Raw genomic sequence first — 16,533 nt, 5'->3', positions numbered from 1 at the left:
TCTTTCATGCAATAGCCGGATATATCGTGAGGCGATATGGCTATAGGGGTAGCGTCTGGCAGTGGAGGCTTGTCAAGCCGGGAATTCACTGATAAAAATCCACGCGTCCGCTGGTGTCAATGCAGGGTTTTCGCTGGGATTGAGGGGTACGGATAATAATCCGTCGAGACTCCGCTCACTTTCAGACGTGGTACACCGCCAGGGACTCGAACCCTGAACCCGCTGATTAAGAGTCAGCTGCTCTGCCAGTTGAGCTAGCGGTGCTCAGTCACTCCATCGCTTTCACGATGAAGGCTGTCGTACACCGCCAGGGACTCGAACCCTGAACCCGCTGATTAAGAGTCAGCTGCTCTGCCAGTTGAGCTAGCGGTGCATGCCGCACAACATTAAGCCGTGCAACAGAGATGAACTGTACGCAAGAAAGATGTCTCGCGTCCAATCGCTAAGGCCAAAAAAGCCTGTTTGTGTTCTAATTCACGTTCTTTGGTGGGTGGGGAACTATGAATCCCTATCCTGTTGACGGAACTTCATTGCCTCTTTTTGGTGCTGAATCTCAGCCATACGGCGTCGATCTTTAGCGGACAAGGGAGTGTGCGGCGAACGTGAGCCGCCGATCATTTTGCTATCACTATCCTGCTCATCTACGGAATGGCGGCGCCTACCTACCATCGCCGTTCCCGGTACCTTACTGGCTAGGGCCATCTCGGCGGCGTCGGGCTCAGAGAGTTTTCCTGTACGTGCCCACAGACGGTACTGAGCCAGAGTGTGGGCCTGCTCATCATTAAGACGTGCCCATAGGGGCATACCGAAACGATGGCGTTCGCGAATACGAAGGCCCGTATTCCAGCCCACGGCAGCGATAACGATGATGGCGGCTGCGCCCCACACAGACGGATGATGCATGGGGTCAGAGGATGTTGCGACTGTCACCCAGCCGCCAATCAAGCCACACAGGATGAAGGTCACTACGCCCACACCAATAAGGCTGGCCGGGTAATGCCATGAGGGGGCGGAGGAAGCCTTTACGCAAGTGTCCTTCTCTCTACTCACTACTCACACCTGACCTTCAAATTCATCGGCGAAACGATCAGTGGCCCGAATTAACTGATCCAGAGTGCCAGGCTCGCGGAAAGCATGACCAGCATCAGGGGTCAAATGAATCTCGCTGTCAGGCCATGCGCGGTGTAGTGCCCAAGCAGTTCCCGACGGGCACACCACGTCGTAGCGTCCCTGGACGATAACACCAGGAATATTGTGCTCGGCAAGAATATGGGCGTCGCGAATAAGCTGGCCATCTTCCATCCATCCACGGTGGTAGAAGAAGTGGTTTTCAATACGTGCAAAAGCTGTGGCGAACTGAGGGTCTTGCATTTCCTCCACCAACTCGGGGTGGGGGAGTAGATAACTGGTTGCGGCCTCCCAAGTTGTCCATGCCATGGCAGCGGGGCCATGAACAGATGGATCGGGATTGGCCAGAAGTTCGTGGTAACGATCGATGAATTCGCCGCTCTTTACCCCTTCGCCAGCGCCAGTTACATAGGCTTCCCACAGATCCGGGAAGATCATGTCAGCACCAACACCCTCGTAGTACCAATCGAGTTCACGCTTGCGCAGAGTGAAGATACCGCGAAGCACCAAGGCGAGTGTGTGCTCAGGGTGAGTTTCGGCATACGCAAGGGATAAAGTGGAGCCCCAAGAACCGCCAAACACCAGCCAACGGTCAATACCTAGGTGCTCGCGAATCTTTTCCATGTCCTCGACAAGAGTCCATGTAGTGTTGGTAGACAGATCAGCATCTGGTTCCCATGCGTGAGGCAGTGACTTACCGCAGCCACGCTGATCGAACAAGACAATGCGATAGCGTTCAGGATCAAAGCATCCGCGGTGAACAGGGGAGACCCCACCGCCAGGACCCCCGTGAACGAAGACAGCAGGAATGCCTTCGGGGTTTCCTGAACACTCAACATAAATACTTTGCCCGTCCCCCACGTCAAGCATGGTGGTGGAGTAGGGCTCAGGAATGGGATACAGACCACGTAATTGCATGTTCCCTAGTCTGCCACGCTCTAGATATCTCCGGGGACACATCACAGTCCATCAATGGCGCAAAATCGCAGCGAACACGATACCGTTAGGGGCGTGTCTAAGCCCATCGTGACCCTAGCAACCTGCGCTGATTTCCCTCATCTTGATGAGGATGATCAGGCACTTCCTGATGCCCTTGCCAGCCGTGGTATGGACCCGCGCATTGCCGTGTGGAATGACCCGGACGTGAACTGGGATGAGGCAGGAATCGTTGTGCTGCGTAGTGTTCGTGACTACGCAAAGAAGCGTAACTACTCGCACTTCCTCGAATGGACTAAGGCTGTGCCCCGTCTGCTCAATCACGCTGACGTGGTGCGATGGGGCTCAGACAAACACTACCTGCAGAACTTGTCTGAGTTTGGTGTTCCCACCATTCCCACCACCTGGCTGGAGCCTTCTGCTGGCTATTCCAAGCACCAGGTTCACACTCGATTTCCTGCCTATGGTGACTTCGTGGTCAAACCCGCCATCTCTTCTGGAGGTCGTGGAACAGGGCGCTACACCGCTATTGACGCTAAGAGTCGCGCTGAAGCCATCAATGACACGATGCATCATCTGGGGCGTGGTCGTAGTGTCATGGTGCAGCGTTACCTTGATCAGGTGGACCACAAGGGCGAACTATCTTTGGTCTACTTCAACGGCGTGCTCTCTCACGCAGTAGAAAAAGCCGCAATGCTCCATCCTTCATTCCGTAGCGTGGATGAACTGCACGAAGAAATTGTCACCGCCCGCGAACCTAGTGAGCAGGAATGGCTCTGGGGTGAAAAGGTCCGTAAGGCCCTTCACCGTCAGATCAAGTCTCAGTCCGGACGCGACATGCAGTTGCTCTTTAACCGTGTGGATGTGGTGGCAGATGGTGAAGGAGGCTTCTATCTCATGGAAGTTTCTCTTATTGACGCCGGCCTCTACCTCACCAGCACCGATGGTGCTTTAGAAAACTTTGCAGACGCCATTGAACAACGTGTTTTCTGGTAGGTCATACTCGGCAGTGTGATCGTGTTTCTCGACGTCACACCATCACCGCACCGTAGACCGCATTACTCTCTTCCCAGACATTTACAAGCGTAAGCGCACCACACGAGGGGAGAAGACTCCATGAGCATCGTCTCCATTCTTATGCTTACAGTGCTCACCCTCTTGGTCATTGCTTCTTTTGAAAGCCTTGGCGAGCGAATGGGGCTAGTAGTGCCTCTTCTCCTCGTAGCATTAGGAGCCATTGCCGGACTTATCCCGAGTGTTCCCTCTATCATCGTGGACCCTCAAATCATTCTCGAGGGGATTCTCCCGCCACTCCTTTTCGCTACCGCGGTCTCCATGCCAGTGATGGATTTTCGGAGAAACCTTGGCCCCATTGCCACTCTCTCCGTCTTTCTCGTCATCCTGACCTCGCTAGCCCTAGGCCTCATGCTGTGGCTCGTAGTTCCCCACATCTCATTGGCCGCTGGTATCGCCGTGGGTGCCATCATGAGCCCCACAGACGCCGTGGCCACCAGTATCGTCAGACGCCTCGGAGTTTCCCACCGGATCGTTACTGTCCTCGAAGGTGAAGGCCTTATCAACGATGCCTCCGCTCTGGTTCTCCTGCGTTCGGCCCTAGCGGCAGGAACTGGCGCCATTTCTATGGGAGCGATCGTTGGTGACTTTTTCTGGGCGGTAAGCAGCGCCGTCGCTATCGGATGGATCATCGGTGAAGTGGGCATTCGGGTCCGTGCCCGTACCACTTCATCGGCCGCTGACACCATCATCAGCCTGGCCATCCCCTTCATCGCTTCCATCCCCACTGAACATCTGGGTGGCTCAGGACTCGTTGCGGCTGTTGTTGCTGGCCTCATCACAGGGCATCATTCTGCCGCTATGGTCCCACCTGACCACCGTATCTCAGCACGCACCACCTGGGCTGTGCTCTCCATGATTCTCGAAGGTCTGATCTTCTTGATGATGGGCATTCAATTAGGCGGTGTGCTTGAACGCCTCCGCGCCGATTCTCTGGGCTTGACCATGGCCCTCTGGGTTAGTTTGCTTGCCCTGCTCATGACGATCGTGGTGCGTAGCGCTGTGGTTATCGGATTGGTCCGCTTGGCTAAGCGTTATGTGCGTCGCCTTTCCCAAACCGCCAAGGCTGACGTTGCTGCCGCGATGAAGCGCTTCCAAGCGCATAAGTGCTCCAGCCCCTACGAACTACCTGCGTCTGTCAAGGCTATGCGGGCAAGGCAACCTGTGCCCAGCAACAACTCATCGTTGTTACAGAAAGTCAGTGCGCGGCGTCGAACATGGCTACGTCAACGCTGGGCGCGAGGTATGGCCGACGTGCGTTATTACATTGATGCTCAACTGGGTTGGAGAGAAGGAACAGTTCTGGTGTGGGCTGGTATGCGAGGGGCTGTTACCCTGGCCGCTGCCCAGACTCTCCCGCTGGATTTCCCGCACCGTGCTTTTCTTGTCATGATCTCCTTCATCGTGGCTGCGATGTCCCTACTCCTTCAGGGCGGCACCTTGGAGTACCTGGTGCGGCGCGTTCAGCCACGTATGGCTACCCCGCCCACCTCAGAAGAACGTGCTGTTCTTATTGCCGCTTTTGATGACGCCGCCCACCATGTTCCTGTGCCCGAACCGCTTCGCTGTGTACTGGGTTGCGACGATCACGGTCGTGGTGTGCCTGACGCGCGTGGAGGAGCTATGGCACTAGCGACCCGACTGTTTGATGCACTGCATGACGAAGGTTTCCGGGATATGCCCGCCGACGAGCGTAAGCTATTGGGAGAACAAGCCGTCGATTACGCCATTGACGTCATCCATGCTCAACGTGAGGCACTGCTAAAAATCCGCAATGTGGGTATGGTGAACTCCAGTCTGCTAAGTGATGCCATGGCCAACCTCGATGCTGACCAAATCGGTTTGGAAATGCGGACTCATTCGCACGATCACTGAGAAAAATCAGTATCTGATGGCTACATGCCTACTCTGGAACTGCCATCCTCACTCGTGCCACTATTTCTAGGCCCTACGCACCACTTATACTGAAACAACGCCGCGTCATTTCTTAATAGTCATGACATCAACACGCTAGGCATGTTGGAAAGGACCCCCATGAGCAGCGATGACATGTTCGAGGAATCCATCGATTCCCAGTTCGAGTCACTCATGGCCCAATTCGGTGACGAGTTTTCACTTCCTCAAGATGAAGACCAGGACGCGCCAGTCGACATCACCGAGACAATCGAACCTGTCATCACCGACGAGGATCTTTCTGATCTCAACGCACCTTCAGCAGTACTTGGCGCTCACAAAATTGCTGTAGTTGTGACCCCGGTGGCCAGCGCCAAGGCACTCGCGGGTATGTGTGCACTGGCAGGTTTGAAATGCTGGGTAGTGCCCTCATCAAGTGGTGCTTTGGCAGTCAAGGAATTTACCAGTGCTCATACCACATGGGACATCAGCGAACTGACCGGAGGTATGGACTCTGAGCCCACTCAGGCGGCTGAACTCGCAAGTGAACTTTCCGCCCTCTCGCGTGATGGCGTCATTCTTCTGACCGCAGACCTGGCAACAGACGTGGGCATTGAACAAGGGCTAAGCGGACACATTACTGCCCGTCATTACGCCAATCGCCAACCCGGTGAAGACGTGAGTCCCGGCATGATCCTGAACTCCATCGATGGCCTGGCCGAAGACCTTCTTTTAGGCCTTACCTCAGTAAGTGACATTGACGGCGTTATTGACACCACCGATATGCCACGATCCACCGCTATGCGATTCTTCGGCCACGGATTGCGCAAGCCTTTTAGTTTCTAACTGACTAACGCGACCAGTGGCGCACGATCTTTGTGAGCGCCACACCAAACACGGTGCCGGTTGTGACTAGATACTTGCCGTAATGCTGACGCGTCACGTCACCAATGGGCTTATTTAATGCTCGAATGAGAGCAGTTGAGACCCCCATACGGACAGCACGTTCACCTGCACAATGGAGAAGAACTCGGCCAAGTGGCATCTGTGCCCGGCCAGACTCACGAGCAAAGACTTTCACCGGGATTCCCGTGAGTGCTTGCGCCCAATAACCCTGTGGCCCTTTGTGTAGATAGACACGGGTGTGGCGTCGCATTTTCTCAGTGGTCCACGGAGCAGGAAGAAAGTGGCCACGGTGAGCCAACGTGTGGGTAAGGGCTACTCCGCACACGCTTCCTGCTGTAATAAATGCCCCACGCCGAGTAAGACGAGACATATCTGTAACTCCCAGCCATACTTGGCACATTTCGGCCATGATCGGGAAGGAGAGCGCTTCAGTAAAACCCCACACGAAGGAAAGTATGTCTCCACGTTTGCCCTGATGAATCTGAGCAATAGTTGCATGGACATTGGAGACGGGAAATGACGAGCGAGGTGCGTCTAACATCTTGATGATTTGTTGACGTGCCTGTTCGCTTACCGTGCACACATCATGAGACGGCGTAATCGGCTGCCCCACACGTACTTCAATAGGGCAGTAACGAGGTAGACGAGCGTGACGAGGCATGAGCTCTTTTGACCCCACCAGAGCCACCGGAAGAATTGGGATACCAAAATCTCGAGCTAGACGCGCAGCCCCCGAATGGAAAGGCCCGACAATCTCATCAGAGTCATGATCTCGAGAGCCTTCGGGAAAAATCAGCACACTCATCGACTCAGCCACACGTGGAGCCAGACTGTCACGTAACTCCTCATACGCGCCCTCTCCATCACGACGCACAGGGTACGCACCGAGCAAACTACGAGCAATAAAACGGCGGGAGCGACGGGTAAACCAGTAATCCTGGGCGGCCACAGTGACGGTCCGCATAATCGTGGGTGACGCAGCCATCATTGCAATCGTGTCGGCATGAGAATTGTGATTGACCACCACGACGAAGGGACCATCAGCGAATTTTCCACGGACATGCACACCACCAAATGGAGCAATGATCGTGGCCCATAACTTTTGACGCGCAATAGCACGCCACGTCACCTTCGGTGGGGCTGTCACAATAGAACGAATAGTTTGTCCCATAGAAGTTGGCCATGAGGAGCCTGTGCGTGTTCCTAAGGACTGCATGGAGGCCCAGGCATCACGAGGACAAAACGATTGAGACGTCATCATGCTTTTCACCACATTCCTTCATACGCCACTAAGGGCAGAACCAATAAGAGGGAATCAACGCGATCAAGCAGACCGCCAAAACCAGGTAGCCACGAGCCTGCATCTTTTACGCCCACACCACGCTTGAGCATCGACTCAAGTAAGTCACCAGCGACCGCGCCGATACCCACAGCCAAAACCACTCCCACGTGGAAATCGCCGATCAGCGCAAGAATCAGTGCGGCACCAAGTAAAGTTCCTACGAAACCACCCCAGGTTTTATTGGGGGAGAGGGGAGACAAGGAACGGCGAGCCCAGGAAAAACGCTTGAGACCCTGACCACCACACCAGGCCGCTACATCAGCGCCTGCTGCAGCAAAGGCAATCATGAAGGCGTCATGCCATACCACCACAAGATGAGCAAGAGACCAAGGAATCCAAATTGATCCAAAGCCCGTTAATGCTGCAACTGTGATGCCACGGTGTGTATCGCCGCGAAGAAGCGATGGGAAAGCGCAGACCAACACTAAGAGCGGAGCAATAGTCATCGAAGACGGTGCCTGCCAGGCGATGAATGGGTAGGCAACGCTTAAAGCCAGCAAGATGAATGTCTCCGGCTTTGGCAGATCAGTCAGCATCGAAAACTCTCGAATTGCTTGGAGACTAATGATGATAGCCAGGGCAACCGTAGTGGGATACCCGAGCCACAGAGGAATACCCACCACTGGGACAATGATTGCCCACGTTACCCACCGGGTGATGAGAACTTGACGACGGCTGAGGAAAACCGAAATACCGGAAATTATGAGGATGGCTCCCACCATGGATGCCATCCATAAGGCTCGACCGCCAAGTGTTAGTGCACCAATGCTCACGTCAGGCAGAGTCATTACGCTTTGTCCTTGCCTATGCGAGTAATGGGTTCGGCAGTAGCAGGAGCATGGACATTTGCTGTTGCGAGATCAGTATGATCCTTCAACTCTTTATACGAGTGAACAAGGCGAATCGTGCCCGTGAGGATACTGCCACCAATGGTGATGGTGCTGATGATGCCAATCCATTGAGGAAACGCAGCGGCTATAACACTTGCTGCACAGCGTTCAGTCTTCCCCCAAGGACCACCGTTGAAACGTGTGCCTCCCGCCCCGGCAGAAGACAGTGATGTAAAGGTGGGAATAGTGGCTGCAGCAATTGCTGCCCATGCAAGATAAACGCTGGTGTTGCTTTGTTCAGTACGGATGGCCAGCCAGAGCACACCACACATGATGGCGAAATCACTAATGCGGTCACCCACTTCGTTCAGAACGAAACCGAAAGGGCGAGCTACTCCACGGGCTCGAGCTACCGCGCCATCAAGATTTGCACCGCCAAGACGAGCGATCACCAGCGCAAGGGCTAGTGGCCACCAGCCTGCGGCAATGGCGAACATGGCACCAATACCGCTGGCAATTCCCACTGTGGTCCACACATCGGGGCTGATGCGACGACGAATCGAGACGTGAATAAAACATGCCAAACGCCGGGTGTACCAGAACTTCAATCCATAGAGTGAGGCCATAGACAAACCTTAAAGGCCACCAGCGCCTCATGACGGCGAAAGCGTGGGGGAGGACTCCCCATCCCCAGAGGAGAGAGACTGCCTCACACACATGCTTGCTGTGGAGAAGAATAATTCACAGTCGCGTTACGAGTACTCCAGTGAATGCACCAAGTTTGCGCGATAGAGTGGAATGCATGAGCGAGCACGAATCCGCATCCTTACCGCTCCAGCCAATCACTGGTGGAGATGATCCCCAACTTCAGGCAGCGCTCGCGGCTCGCCAGCGTTTAGCCCAGCGTTTACGGCCTAACCCCTTCGCCCACGATGATGGTTCTACCCCACCTGCAGTAGAGAAAGCACTGTCATCACACGAACCCGCGCATATTTTTATCCGTGACCTAGTCACAGCACTTCAGTCCAGCCGAGTCCTTGTGCCCGTGCCGGCTCATTCACTCCATTCGTCTGGCTCTGATTTTCCAGTTTCCACTTCGGTAAATGTCAACACCGGCAAGGAATTATCCGCTACTGAGTCGCTAGGCGCTCCTGACAATGGTGAAAGTACCAGTGAGAAAAAGGCCGTGATTCCCCCTCACCGTCCCCACGCTTCATCCCCCTGCCAGGATGCAGCCACCTTGGCAGTCCGGGTCGACGAGCATCACGTCGGTTTACCTGTCTTCACCAGCGCACAAGCCATGACTGCCTGGGATTGCACCATGCGCCCCGTTCCCGTCACTGCCGAACAAGCAGCTCAGGTAGCTTGTACCAGTACCGATATGCTCTGGCTCCTTGATCCAGGTACACGTAACCTCCGCATCCCTCGTCCTGCCGTCATCAGCATGTCCCAGGGCGAGCAATGGGTCCCCAGTTGGGAAAACCCCCGCGTTCACTCTGATCTGCGCGAAGCAATTACCGCCTGCCCCCACGTCATCGACGTAGTTTTTGAACCCGGTGACCGATTCGAATTACGCGTCGTGGTCCTCATCGATTCCTCATCGGGACAGACCGCCGTGTACGACGCAGTCGACGCCGTGCAGCATATTTTGTGTGACAACATCTGGTCCTCCAGGGTGGACCATGTTGAACTTTGCCCCGTCCCGTATGACCCTTCTTCCTACCAGAAGTAATCTGTCTACTCGTACATCAGACAGGACATGATGAACACAGACACTCTTATTACTGCAACTGACCTCGTTGTTGGCTATACCGACCGTCCTGTGTGCTCACCGCTGACTTTCACTGTCCAACAAGGCCAGATGCTGGCCTGCATCGGTCCCAATGGAGCGGGAAAATCTACTCTTCTGCGTACTCTCACAGGGATCCTTCCGCCATTAGATGGTCAATGCACCCTTATGGGGCAACGCCCCGACCCACGTCGATCATGGCAACGAGCAGGACTAGCTACCGACATGTCCATGGCCGCATTTTTTCCAGGTCTTACCGTCTCCGAGCATCTCATGATGGTGTGCCTGGGGCACGGTGTGAATGACCCCGAACAGGTCGTTGAGGCCAGTTTGGAAGACTTTGGTCTTGAGACTGTCCGCGATTCTGTTCCTGACCATCTCTCTAGTGGTCAAAGGAGCCGCCTTGCACTTGCGGCCGTGTTCTGCCGACCACGTTCTCTGATCATTCTTGATGAACCCGAATCCCGTCTTGATGTGCAGGCTCGTGAAGACCTTGGTGAACGCCTGCGTGATGAGTATGAATGCGGCGGAGGTGGCTTCATCGTCAGCCACGATCCAGCCCTTGTCTCCGTGATGGCCACGGCGGTACTAGTCATCGACGAGCATCCTCGCGTGGTCAGTGTTGACGAAGGCGTTCACATCATGCGGACAGGGCTTGTGTGATGGTCACGGCCCCAACCGGTGATCAGCACAGAAATCACCACGACGCTGATCCGCTAGAGAACGCCTTTCCGTCAGGAAAAGCAATCAGTCGCTGGGTACGCCAAGTCACCCTTATCCATTCAGGAAAACTGTCTGAACTCCTCGGTGACGCATACATCGCCATCCTCGCCATGGTCATGAGTGCCTCGATGGCCTGGGCGGTGTTCTTCCGTACCAGCAACGCCACTCTCACCACCCACACAGCCACTCTTTCTACTGAACTGAACTCCATGATGTGTGGGGGCATGGTCATGCTCCTGACGGCAACAATTTTTGGCCCTGTCAGACGAATGGGGCCGATTCACCTGCGCCCCTCGGCAGCTGCCTGGTGGCTGGGACTACCGGGGCGGCGTCGTGCATTTTTCATTCCGTCCGTGCTCTCCACCCTTGGCGCAGGCGCACTGTATGGAGCCATCAGCGGGGCAGTGGTTGCGCGATGCGACCATCACTCAGCAGGCGTCATCGGTGTGGCGATGGTCGCCGGGGCAAGTGTGGGCGTCCTGGCTGTCCTCCTCCTTCAAGCCGCACAGTGCCACGGCACTCACTCGCGCATCGTCATGCCGCTTCTGGCCACACTCGGGGCACTGATGGTAGCCGCTGGCAGTTTCGGATTCTCACCTCGGTTCGATACCGCTGCGCTCCTTACTATCCTCAGCGTCGTCATCCTTTTGTCGGCGGTGGTCTGCCTGGTCCTCTGGCAACGCATCATCTCTCCCCACCTTGTCCGTCTTCATGACCGGGACATCATCGAGATTGCTCGCCGTTCTGCCGACGTCTCCATGGGCACTCTTGCTCTGGATACGCGCGCTGTGGGACGCGTGCTTGCCCCGCCACTCCCACGCGGGAGGAAGGATGCGACCTTCATTGGCAAGTCTGGACTCTGGGGGATTACCTGGGCGAAGGTCTTGAACGACCACAGTGTGAGCGAGTATCGCGGCGATAGGGGAGGGCAGCGTCTGTGGCCGGTTATTGAGCCTCGGAGCAGCGCAAGTGCACCTACCCCCACGGACACATCACCATCGGTTCCTTCGGCTCCCGGCTCACCATCTCGGTCTGCAGGTACTGATGCGATTTCCGACGCCGAACCTGCTGCGATGCGCTCCCGTCACCTCCCAGCCCACTCACCGCGTATCCGGGCTGAACTCCGCAGCGACATTCATCATCGCTCCCACGCCCAACCGATGGCTTTTCTCCGGTGGCGACTGCGCTCTAGTCTGCGCGTTGTAGGCCTCGTGATTGCTGAGGACTTACGACTGTTCAAAGATCAGCCATATCGCTGGACTACTCTCGCTGTCACGATTCTTCTCGCCTGGATTCCCTCTTTTCGTGCCCACTCGACGGTGCCGTTGACGATTGCCTGCGTGCTTATCGCAGCAGGGATTGCCGTGATGACGGTGGCCGATATGTCCCGGCGAAGTTGGTGGGAACCACAGGCTTGGGAATACCTTCCAGTCAGTGATGGATGGCTGCGCCTTGGCCATGAACTGGCCGCTTCCCTGATTCTTCTGCCGTGGACTGTTGCTGTGAGCATGCAGATTTCTCCCCTTCTGGGAAGCCCTCACCGCGCTACAGGATTCGTCGACTCAACGGTTAATCCATGGGTGGCTTGGATGGTTGTGACATTCTTGACTGCCTGCGCACTGGGTGGAGCATGCGTGCGTTCCGGGTTCCGTTCAACTCCGAAATTTAAAGCCCCAGTGGTTTCTTCGCCGTTGGGTTCCCTGCCACCCGGTGCCGTTGAGATGATGCTTGCCGGACCTGATGCCGTGGTGTGTGCGATGATCCCTATGCTCGCGGTGTTTGTTGGTGTTCCACTAGGCAACGTGGTGGTGCTTGTCAGCGTACTGACTACTGCAATTGTTGTGGTATGGGGTATCAAGATTGGCCGTATGGCCTAAAAATCGGTCGCATGGGTGCAATCAGTAAAACTCAATGAGTGACCCGCCTTCACATTTGCGTCACTGGCGTCGTTGTATGGGTGACATCGGTACAACTCAATAAGTCACTTCAGATGTGAGCAATGTCTTGACCATGCCCTTTGAGGTATTCATAGGGAAACTGATAAAGTTTTCCTGTTACCGGCCGGTAGTTCTACCGGTACGTAAGCGGAGAAATCCCACCTGGGTTCCATCTCATAGTCCATGAGTTCATTAGGGAATCGGGTCCTTAACGGTCTCTATAATGACTGTTTTGTGTGCGCTTTGCGCAATGAGGTCTCCGCCTGCGTCTTGGGATGGAGACCTTTTCCATTCCTTGCGGATGCACGACTTCTCGACGTAAGGAACTGCCATCAGCGAGCCCCGTATTAACGAACGGATCCGCGTCCCCGAGGTACGTCTCGTGGGTCCCAGCGGCGAGCAGGTGGGCGTTGTCCGTGTGGAAGATGCCCTCCGTCTTGCCGAGGAAGCTGACCTCGACCTGGTTGAGGTTGCCCCCGACGCACGCCCCCCGGTATGCAAGTTAATGGATTACGGCAAGTTCAAGTACGAGTCCGCCATGAAAGCGCGTGACGCCCGCCGTAACCAGGTCAACACGCAGCTTAAAGAGATCCAGTTCCGTCCCAAGATTGATGATCATGACTACGCCACCAAACGTGGCCATGTGGAGCGGTTCTTGAAGGGAGGCGACAAGGTCAAGGCCTTAGTCCGCTTCCGTGGACGTGAGCAGTCGCGCCCTGAACTTGGTATTCGCCTGCTTCAGCGTCTTGCTGAAGAAGTTGCCGAGTTAGGAACCATCGAGTCTCATCCTCGCCAGGATGGCCGCACCATGGTTATGGTGCTGGCCCCCACGCGAAAGAAAACTGAGGTGAAGTCGGACCAGCGTCGTCGCCGCGAACAGGCTCGTGCCGCCAAGCGTGCATCGAAGACTGACGAAGCAAACGACTGACGGTTTGACCACCGTCCCACCCTGTCGCCACCGCGGCATGGGTCCATAGCCGGATAAGAGGGCTTCTTATCAGGCCGATCCAAGAGGAACATCAAATGCCCAAGAACAAGACGCACTCCGGTGCCAAGAAGCGCTTCCGGGTCACCGGCAGCGGTAAGCTCATGCGCGAGCAGGCCAACAAGCGCCACCTGCTTGAGGTCAAGTCTTCTCGTCGCAAGCGCAAGTTGAGCCAGGATCAGGTCGTGGATAGCGCCAACCTGTCCCAGGTCAAGAAGCTGCTCGGTCGCTGAGCACCCCACAGATTTAGGAGTAACACATGGCACGTGTGAAGAGGGCTGTTAACGCCCAGAAGAAGCGTCGCACCGTTCTTGATCGCGCCTCGGGCTACCGTGGTCAGCGTTCACGTCTCTACCGCAAGGCCAAGGAACAGGTCACGCACTCTGGCGTGTACGCGTTCCGTGACCGTCGCGCTCGCAAGGGCGACATGCGTCGTCTGTGGATCCAGCGCATCAATGCTGCCGCCCGCGCCGAGGGCATGACCTACAACCGCTTTATCCAGGGTCTTACCTTGGCTGGCGTTGAGGTCGACCGTCGCATGATGGCCGAACTGGCTGTCAACGAGCCTGCCGCATTCAAGGCCCTCGTTGAGACCGCCCGTAAGGCTCTCCCCGCAGATGTGAACGCTCCCGCTAAGTGAGTTCACCTGCGTCATAACGTTCAGTGATGCCTCGGTATTGTCACCGGGGCATCACTGTTTTTTTGCCAAAGTACAGAGACCTGACATACTGCTGACTATCAGGCCACCATCGATGCTTTACAAGGGACGCATATGAGTGCTACGCCAGCCAAGCACATGAACCTAGGCCGCTACAGTTCTGTGTCACCATTCGCGCGCACTGAGTCTCAACAGACCGTGGACTTGCGTACCACCTGGATCGATCTGATCACGGCGCGCAACGCTTATCTCAACTCGCCACTTACTACCCGAGCACTTCAGCGCCGTGACAATCGTGCCACCCAGACGCTCGCTCTGCTTCAATCCGACACTGACCATCACTTGTGTGGCATCGATCTGACCTCATGTTCTGACCCTCTCTTGTGTCGCATTGTGTGGGATATTGAGGAATGCGCCTATTGCCTGGCCACACCGCAATCCGCCCACTATGCCAGTGAGGACCTCTTTCACGCGCTGATCTGTGCCATTGATAGGCTTCTTCGTCATGCCTATGGACCTGAACATCCTGAGTACGGCAACTGGTGGACCTGGGAAATTGGAATTGCACGCGCCCTAGCAGACATGATGTGCATTTTGCTTGAGAGCGCAGAACAACTGCGTGATATCCATTGTGATAAGCACAATGACACAACAGATCAGGTGAATACCGAACTGCATGACGTTATCAATCGCAGTGCGCAAGCGATCAACTTTTACGTTCCTGATCCTTGCGAACAATTTGACGGTATTCGAACCCCCCGCCAACCATCCACCGGAGCCAACCGTGTGGATCTATGCCAGGCGCTTACCATCAGTGCAATAGCGACGAACAATCTCGATGCTGCTATCAACGCCTTTATGGCAGTCTTGCCTGTGCTTGCCCCCGTCTGTCATGGAGACGGTTTTTATGAAGACGGGTCTTTTATCCAGCATCATGCCATTGCCTACACTGGTTCGTACGGAGATGTTCTTCTCAGCGGAGTATGCCGCCTCTTTGCGCTCATGCATAAGTACATCGAGCCTTGCCATATCGAACGATTAGGCAGCATCATTACTGACTCCTACATGCCGATTATTGTGAACGGACGCGTCCTGGACTGCGTACGGGGACGCTCAATCGGACGGAAAACAGATCCAGCAACTACGCGTGCTCACTCCATCATGGGGAGCATGATTCGCTGCGCGGCATTCCTCCCTGATGAAAGGGACTCGTGGGCCACGTATATTCGTTTCCAACTCCACGGAGCCACTAACTCAGACTTTTTCTACGATGACTTAGCAACAGTTGCCATCCTTGCTCCTTACGTTGAGGAATCATTTTCATATCGCGGTGATGAATTAGGGCCCCACATCGTTGAGAACTATAAGAGCCATAGCAGTCACTACGTTAACCGTTCACGCGCCTACCAAGCTATGGACCGACTTATCCATCACGCAGATGGCTGGAGCATGGCACTGTCACTCTGCTCGCCACAAATCGCATGGTATGAATACGGCAACAAAGAAAACGGTTGGGGATCACGAACATCATTAGGAATGCGCTACCTCATCACTGCTGTTGACCCTCATCCTTACGACCCCCCTTTTTGGCCCACTCTGGACTACAGCGCCCCACCAGGAACAACGACCGATTCCACACCTCTGCGTATGAACGTCGGCCGCCCCTGGGGAGATGAAACCCCTAGCGGAGGAAACACCACCATCTCGAGCAACGGCACAATCAGCCAAGTGTCAGCAGACCTTTACGCTCCAGACTCTTCTCTTCATGTCCGCAGATTCTGGTTAGCCACCCCCGAGAGCATCATTGAAACGCTGAGTATCTGCGACCCAGGGCGCGGGGGAGTACGCACCACTCTTGACGATCGCATCGTCAATGACCCAAACCACGCACTTATCGTCGATGGGCACGTGTTCACCCCACATGAGCCTGGTCTAGTTACTGATCCGGGATGGGCACATATCCAAGGAACGGGAGGAATCATTTTCCTGACCCCGTGTACCATCCGCGCACACGTCAGGCAACGTCACGGTTCCTTTACAGACATCAACCAGTTTTTCGACATCCACGAGGATGATCAACAACTCCACGCATGGTGGGCAGGCCTTTGGATTGAGCATGAACATCATGCGCACGCAGCATGGAGAATCCTGCCTGGTGCCACACCAGAACATACACGTTGTGTTGCACAAGGCATTATCGAGGCGAACAGTGAGTCAATTAATTGTCCACCGTTAACTCTTAGCTCCCTCACCCATACTCGTCACGCAGTGAACTACAGCGGAATAAACTACGAAACTCAGTGGGATGATCAGTGAGATTGAGCCGAAAACC

General features: G+C 55.3%; 15 protein-coding genes and 2 tRNA genes. 10 read left to right on the top strand and 7 right to left on the bottom strand.

The features are described from left to right. Positions 1 to 188: 188 nt before the first annotated feature. The 4 genes from A9753_RS04895 to pip all read right to left on the bottom strand — a co-directional run bounded on the left by A9753_RS04895 (position 189) and on the right by pip (position 2,046). Positions 189 to 264 (bottom strand) — tRNA-Lys (locus A9753_RS04895). A 36-nt stretch (positions 265 to 300) separates the two neighbouring features. Continuing rightward, positions 301 to 373 (bottom strand) — tRNA-Lys (locus tag A9753_RS04890). Between the two features lie 125 nt (positions 374 to 498). Next, positions 499 to 1,050: a hypothetical protein gene (locus A9753_RS04885; protein ID WP_067781249.1), complete on the bottom strand. Its 552-nt coding sequence runs from the start codon at positions 1,048 to 1,050 to the stop codon at positions 499 to 501. 3 nt (positions 1,051 to 1,053) lie between these two features. Further along, complete coding sequence (gene pip, locus A9753_RS04880; RefSeq protein ID WP_067781246.1) at positions 1,054 to 2,046, bottom strand: prolyl aminopeptidase; 993 nt, start codon at positions 2,044 to 2,046, stop codon at positions 1,054 to 1,056. Between the two features lie 93 nt (positions 2,047 to 2,139). Between pip and A9753_RS04875 the strand changes: the two genes are divergently transcribed. The 3 genes from A9753_RS04875 to A9753_RS04865 all read left to right on the top strand — a co-directional run bounded on the left by A9753_RS04875 (position 2,140) and on the right by A9753_RS04865 (position 5,877). Next, a complete protein-coding gene (locus A9753_RS04875) occupies positions 2,140 to 3,060 on the top strand; it encodes an ATP-grasp domain-containing protein (RefSeq protein ID WP_067781243.1) in 921 nt (306 codons plus the stop codon). 120 nt (positions 3,061 to 3,180) lie between these two features. Continuing rightward, on the top strand, positions 3,181 to 5,013 hold the full coding sequence (locus A9753_RS04870) for a cation:proton antiporter (RefSeq protein WP_067781240.1): 1,833 nt from the start codon (positions 3,181 to 3,183) through the stop codon (positions 5,011 to 5,013). Between the two features lie 159 nt (positions 5,014 to 5,172). After that, entirely contained in the window at positions 5,173 to 5,877 is a 705-nt protein-coding gene (locus A9753_RS04865; protein WP_067781237.1) for a hypothetical protein, read from the top strand. 4 nt (positions 5,878 to 5,881) lie between these two features. Here A9753_RS04865 and A9753_RS04860 read toward each other — a convergent pair whose 3' ends face one another. Genes A9753_RS04860 through A9753_RS04850 form a run of 3 tightly spaced genes read right to left on the bottom strand, consistent with a single transcriptional unit; the run spans position 5,882 to position 8,735 of the window. Continuing rightward, positions 5,882 to 7,198: a lysophospholipid acyltransferase family protein gene (locus A9753_RS04860; RefSeq protein ID WP_245637373.1), complete on the bottom strand. Its 1,317-nt coding sequence runs from the start codon at positions 7,196 to 7,198 to the stop codon at positions 5,882 to 5,884. Between the two features lie 5 nt (positions 7,199 to 7,203). Continuing rightward, entirely contained in the window at positions 7,204 to 8,067 is an 864-nt protein-coding gene (locus tag A9753_RS04855) for a phosphatidate cytidylyltransferase (RefSeq protein WP_067781234.1), read from the bottom strand. Next, positions 8,067 to 8,735 carry a CDP-alcohol phosphatidyltransferase family protein gene (locus tag A9753_RS04850; RefSeq protein WP_067781231.1) on the bottom strand — a complete coding sequence of 223 codons (669 nt, stop codon included), beginning with the start codon at positions 8,733 to 8,735 and terminating at the stop codon, positions 8,067 to 8,069. The genes A9753_RS04855 and A9753_RS04850 overlap by 1 nt, the downstream gene beginning before the upstream one ends. A gap of 176 nt (positions 8,736 to 8,911) precedes the next feature. Here A9753_RS04850 and A9753_RS04845 point away from each other — a divergent pair, with 176 nt between their 5' ends. The 7 genes from A9753_RS04845 (at position 8,912) to A9753_RS04815 (ending at position 16,517) form a co-directional block, all read left to right on the top strand. Continuing rightward, positions 8,912 to 9,841 carry an SseB family protein gene (locus tag A9753_RS04845; RefSeq protein WP_083090322.1) on the top strand — a complete coding sequence of 310 codons (930 nt, stop codon included), beginning with the start codon at positions 8,912 to 8,914 and terminating at the stop codon, positions 9,839 to 9,841. A gap of 27 nt (positions 9,842 to 9,868) precedes the next feature. After that, entirely contained in the window at positions 9,869 to 10,561 is a 693-nt protein-coding gene (locus tag A9753_RS04840; protein ID WP_245637372.1) for an ABC transporter ATP-binding protein, read from the top strand. After that, positions 10,561 to 12,498 carry a DUF6297 family protein gene (locus A9753_RS04835; protein WP_067781225.1) on the top strand — a complete coding sequence of 646 codons (1,938 nt, stop codon included), beginning with the start codon at positions 10,561 to 10,563 and terminating at the stop codon, positions 12,496 to 12,498. Before A9753_RS04840 ends, A9753_RS04835 begins: the two co-directional genes overlap by 1 nt. 391 nt (positions 12,499 to 12,889) lie before the next feature. Continuing rightward, positions 12,890 to 13,486: a translation initiation factor IF-3 gene (infC, locus tag A9753_RS04830; protein ID WP_083090321.1), complete on the top strand. Its 597-nt coding sequence runs from the start codon at positions 12,890 to 12,892 to the stop codon at positions 13,484 to 13,486. A gap of 95 nt (positions 13,487 to 13,581) precedes the next feature. Continuing rightward, positions 13,582 to 13,776 (top strand): 50S ribosomal protein L35, encoded by a 195-nt coding sequence (rpmI, locus tag A9753_RS04825; RefSeq protein WP_067781220.1) that lies wholly within the window; start codon positions 13,582 to 13,584, stop codon positions 13,774 to 13,776. Positions 13,777 to 13,802: 26 nt separating this feature from the next. Further along, a complete protein-coding gene (rplT, locus tag A9753_RS04820; RefSeq protein ID WP_067781217.1) occupies positions 13,803 to 14,183 on the top strand; it encodes a 50S ribosomal protein L20 in 381 nt (126 codons plus the stop codon). Between the two features lie 132 nt (positions 14,184 to 14,315). After that, the gene (locus A9753_RS04815; protein WP_067781215.1) at positions 14,316 to 16,517 is read left to right on the top strand and encodes a polysaccharide lyase family 8 super-sandwich domain-containing protein; all 2,202 of its coding nucleotides are present in this window, start codon (positions 14,316 to 14,318) and stop codon (positions 16,515 to 16,517) included. Positions 16,518 to 16,533: the final 16 nt, after the last annotated feature.

Source organism: Actinomyces vulturis (genome assembly GCF_001687305.1).
Classification (GTDB): domain Bacteria; phylum Actinomycetota; class Actinomycetes; order Actinomycetales; family Actinomycetaceae; genus Actinomyces; species Actinomyces vulturis.
The sequence above is the reverse complement of the archived record's forward strand: the minus strand, read 5'-3'. Positions and strand labels throughout refer to the sequence as shown.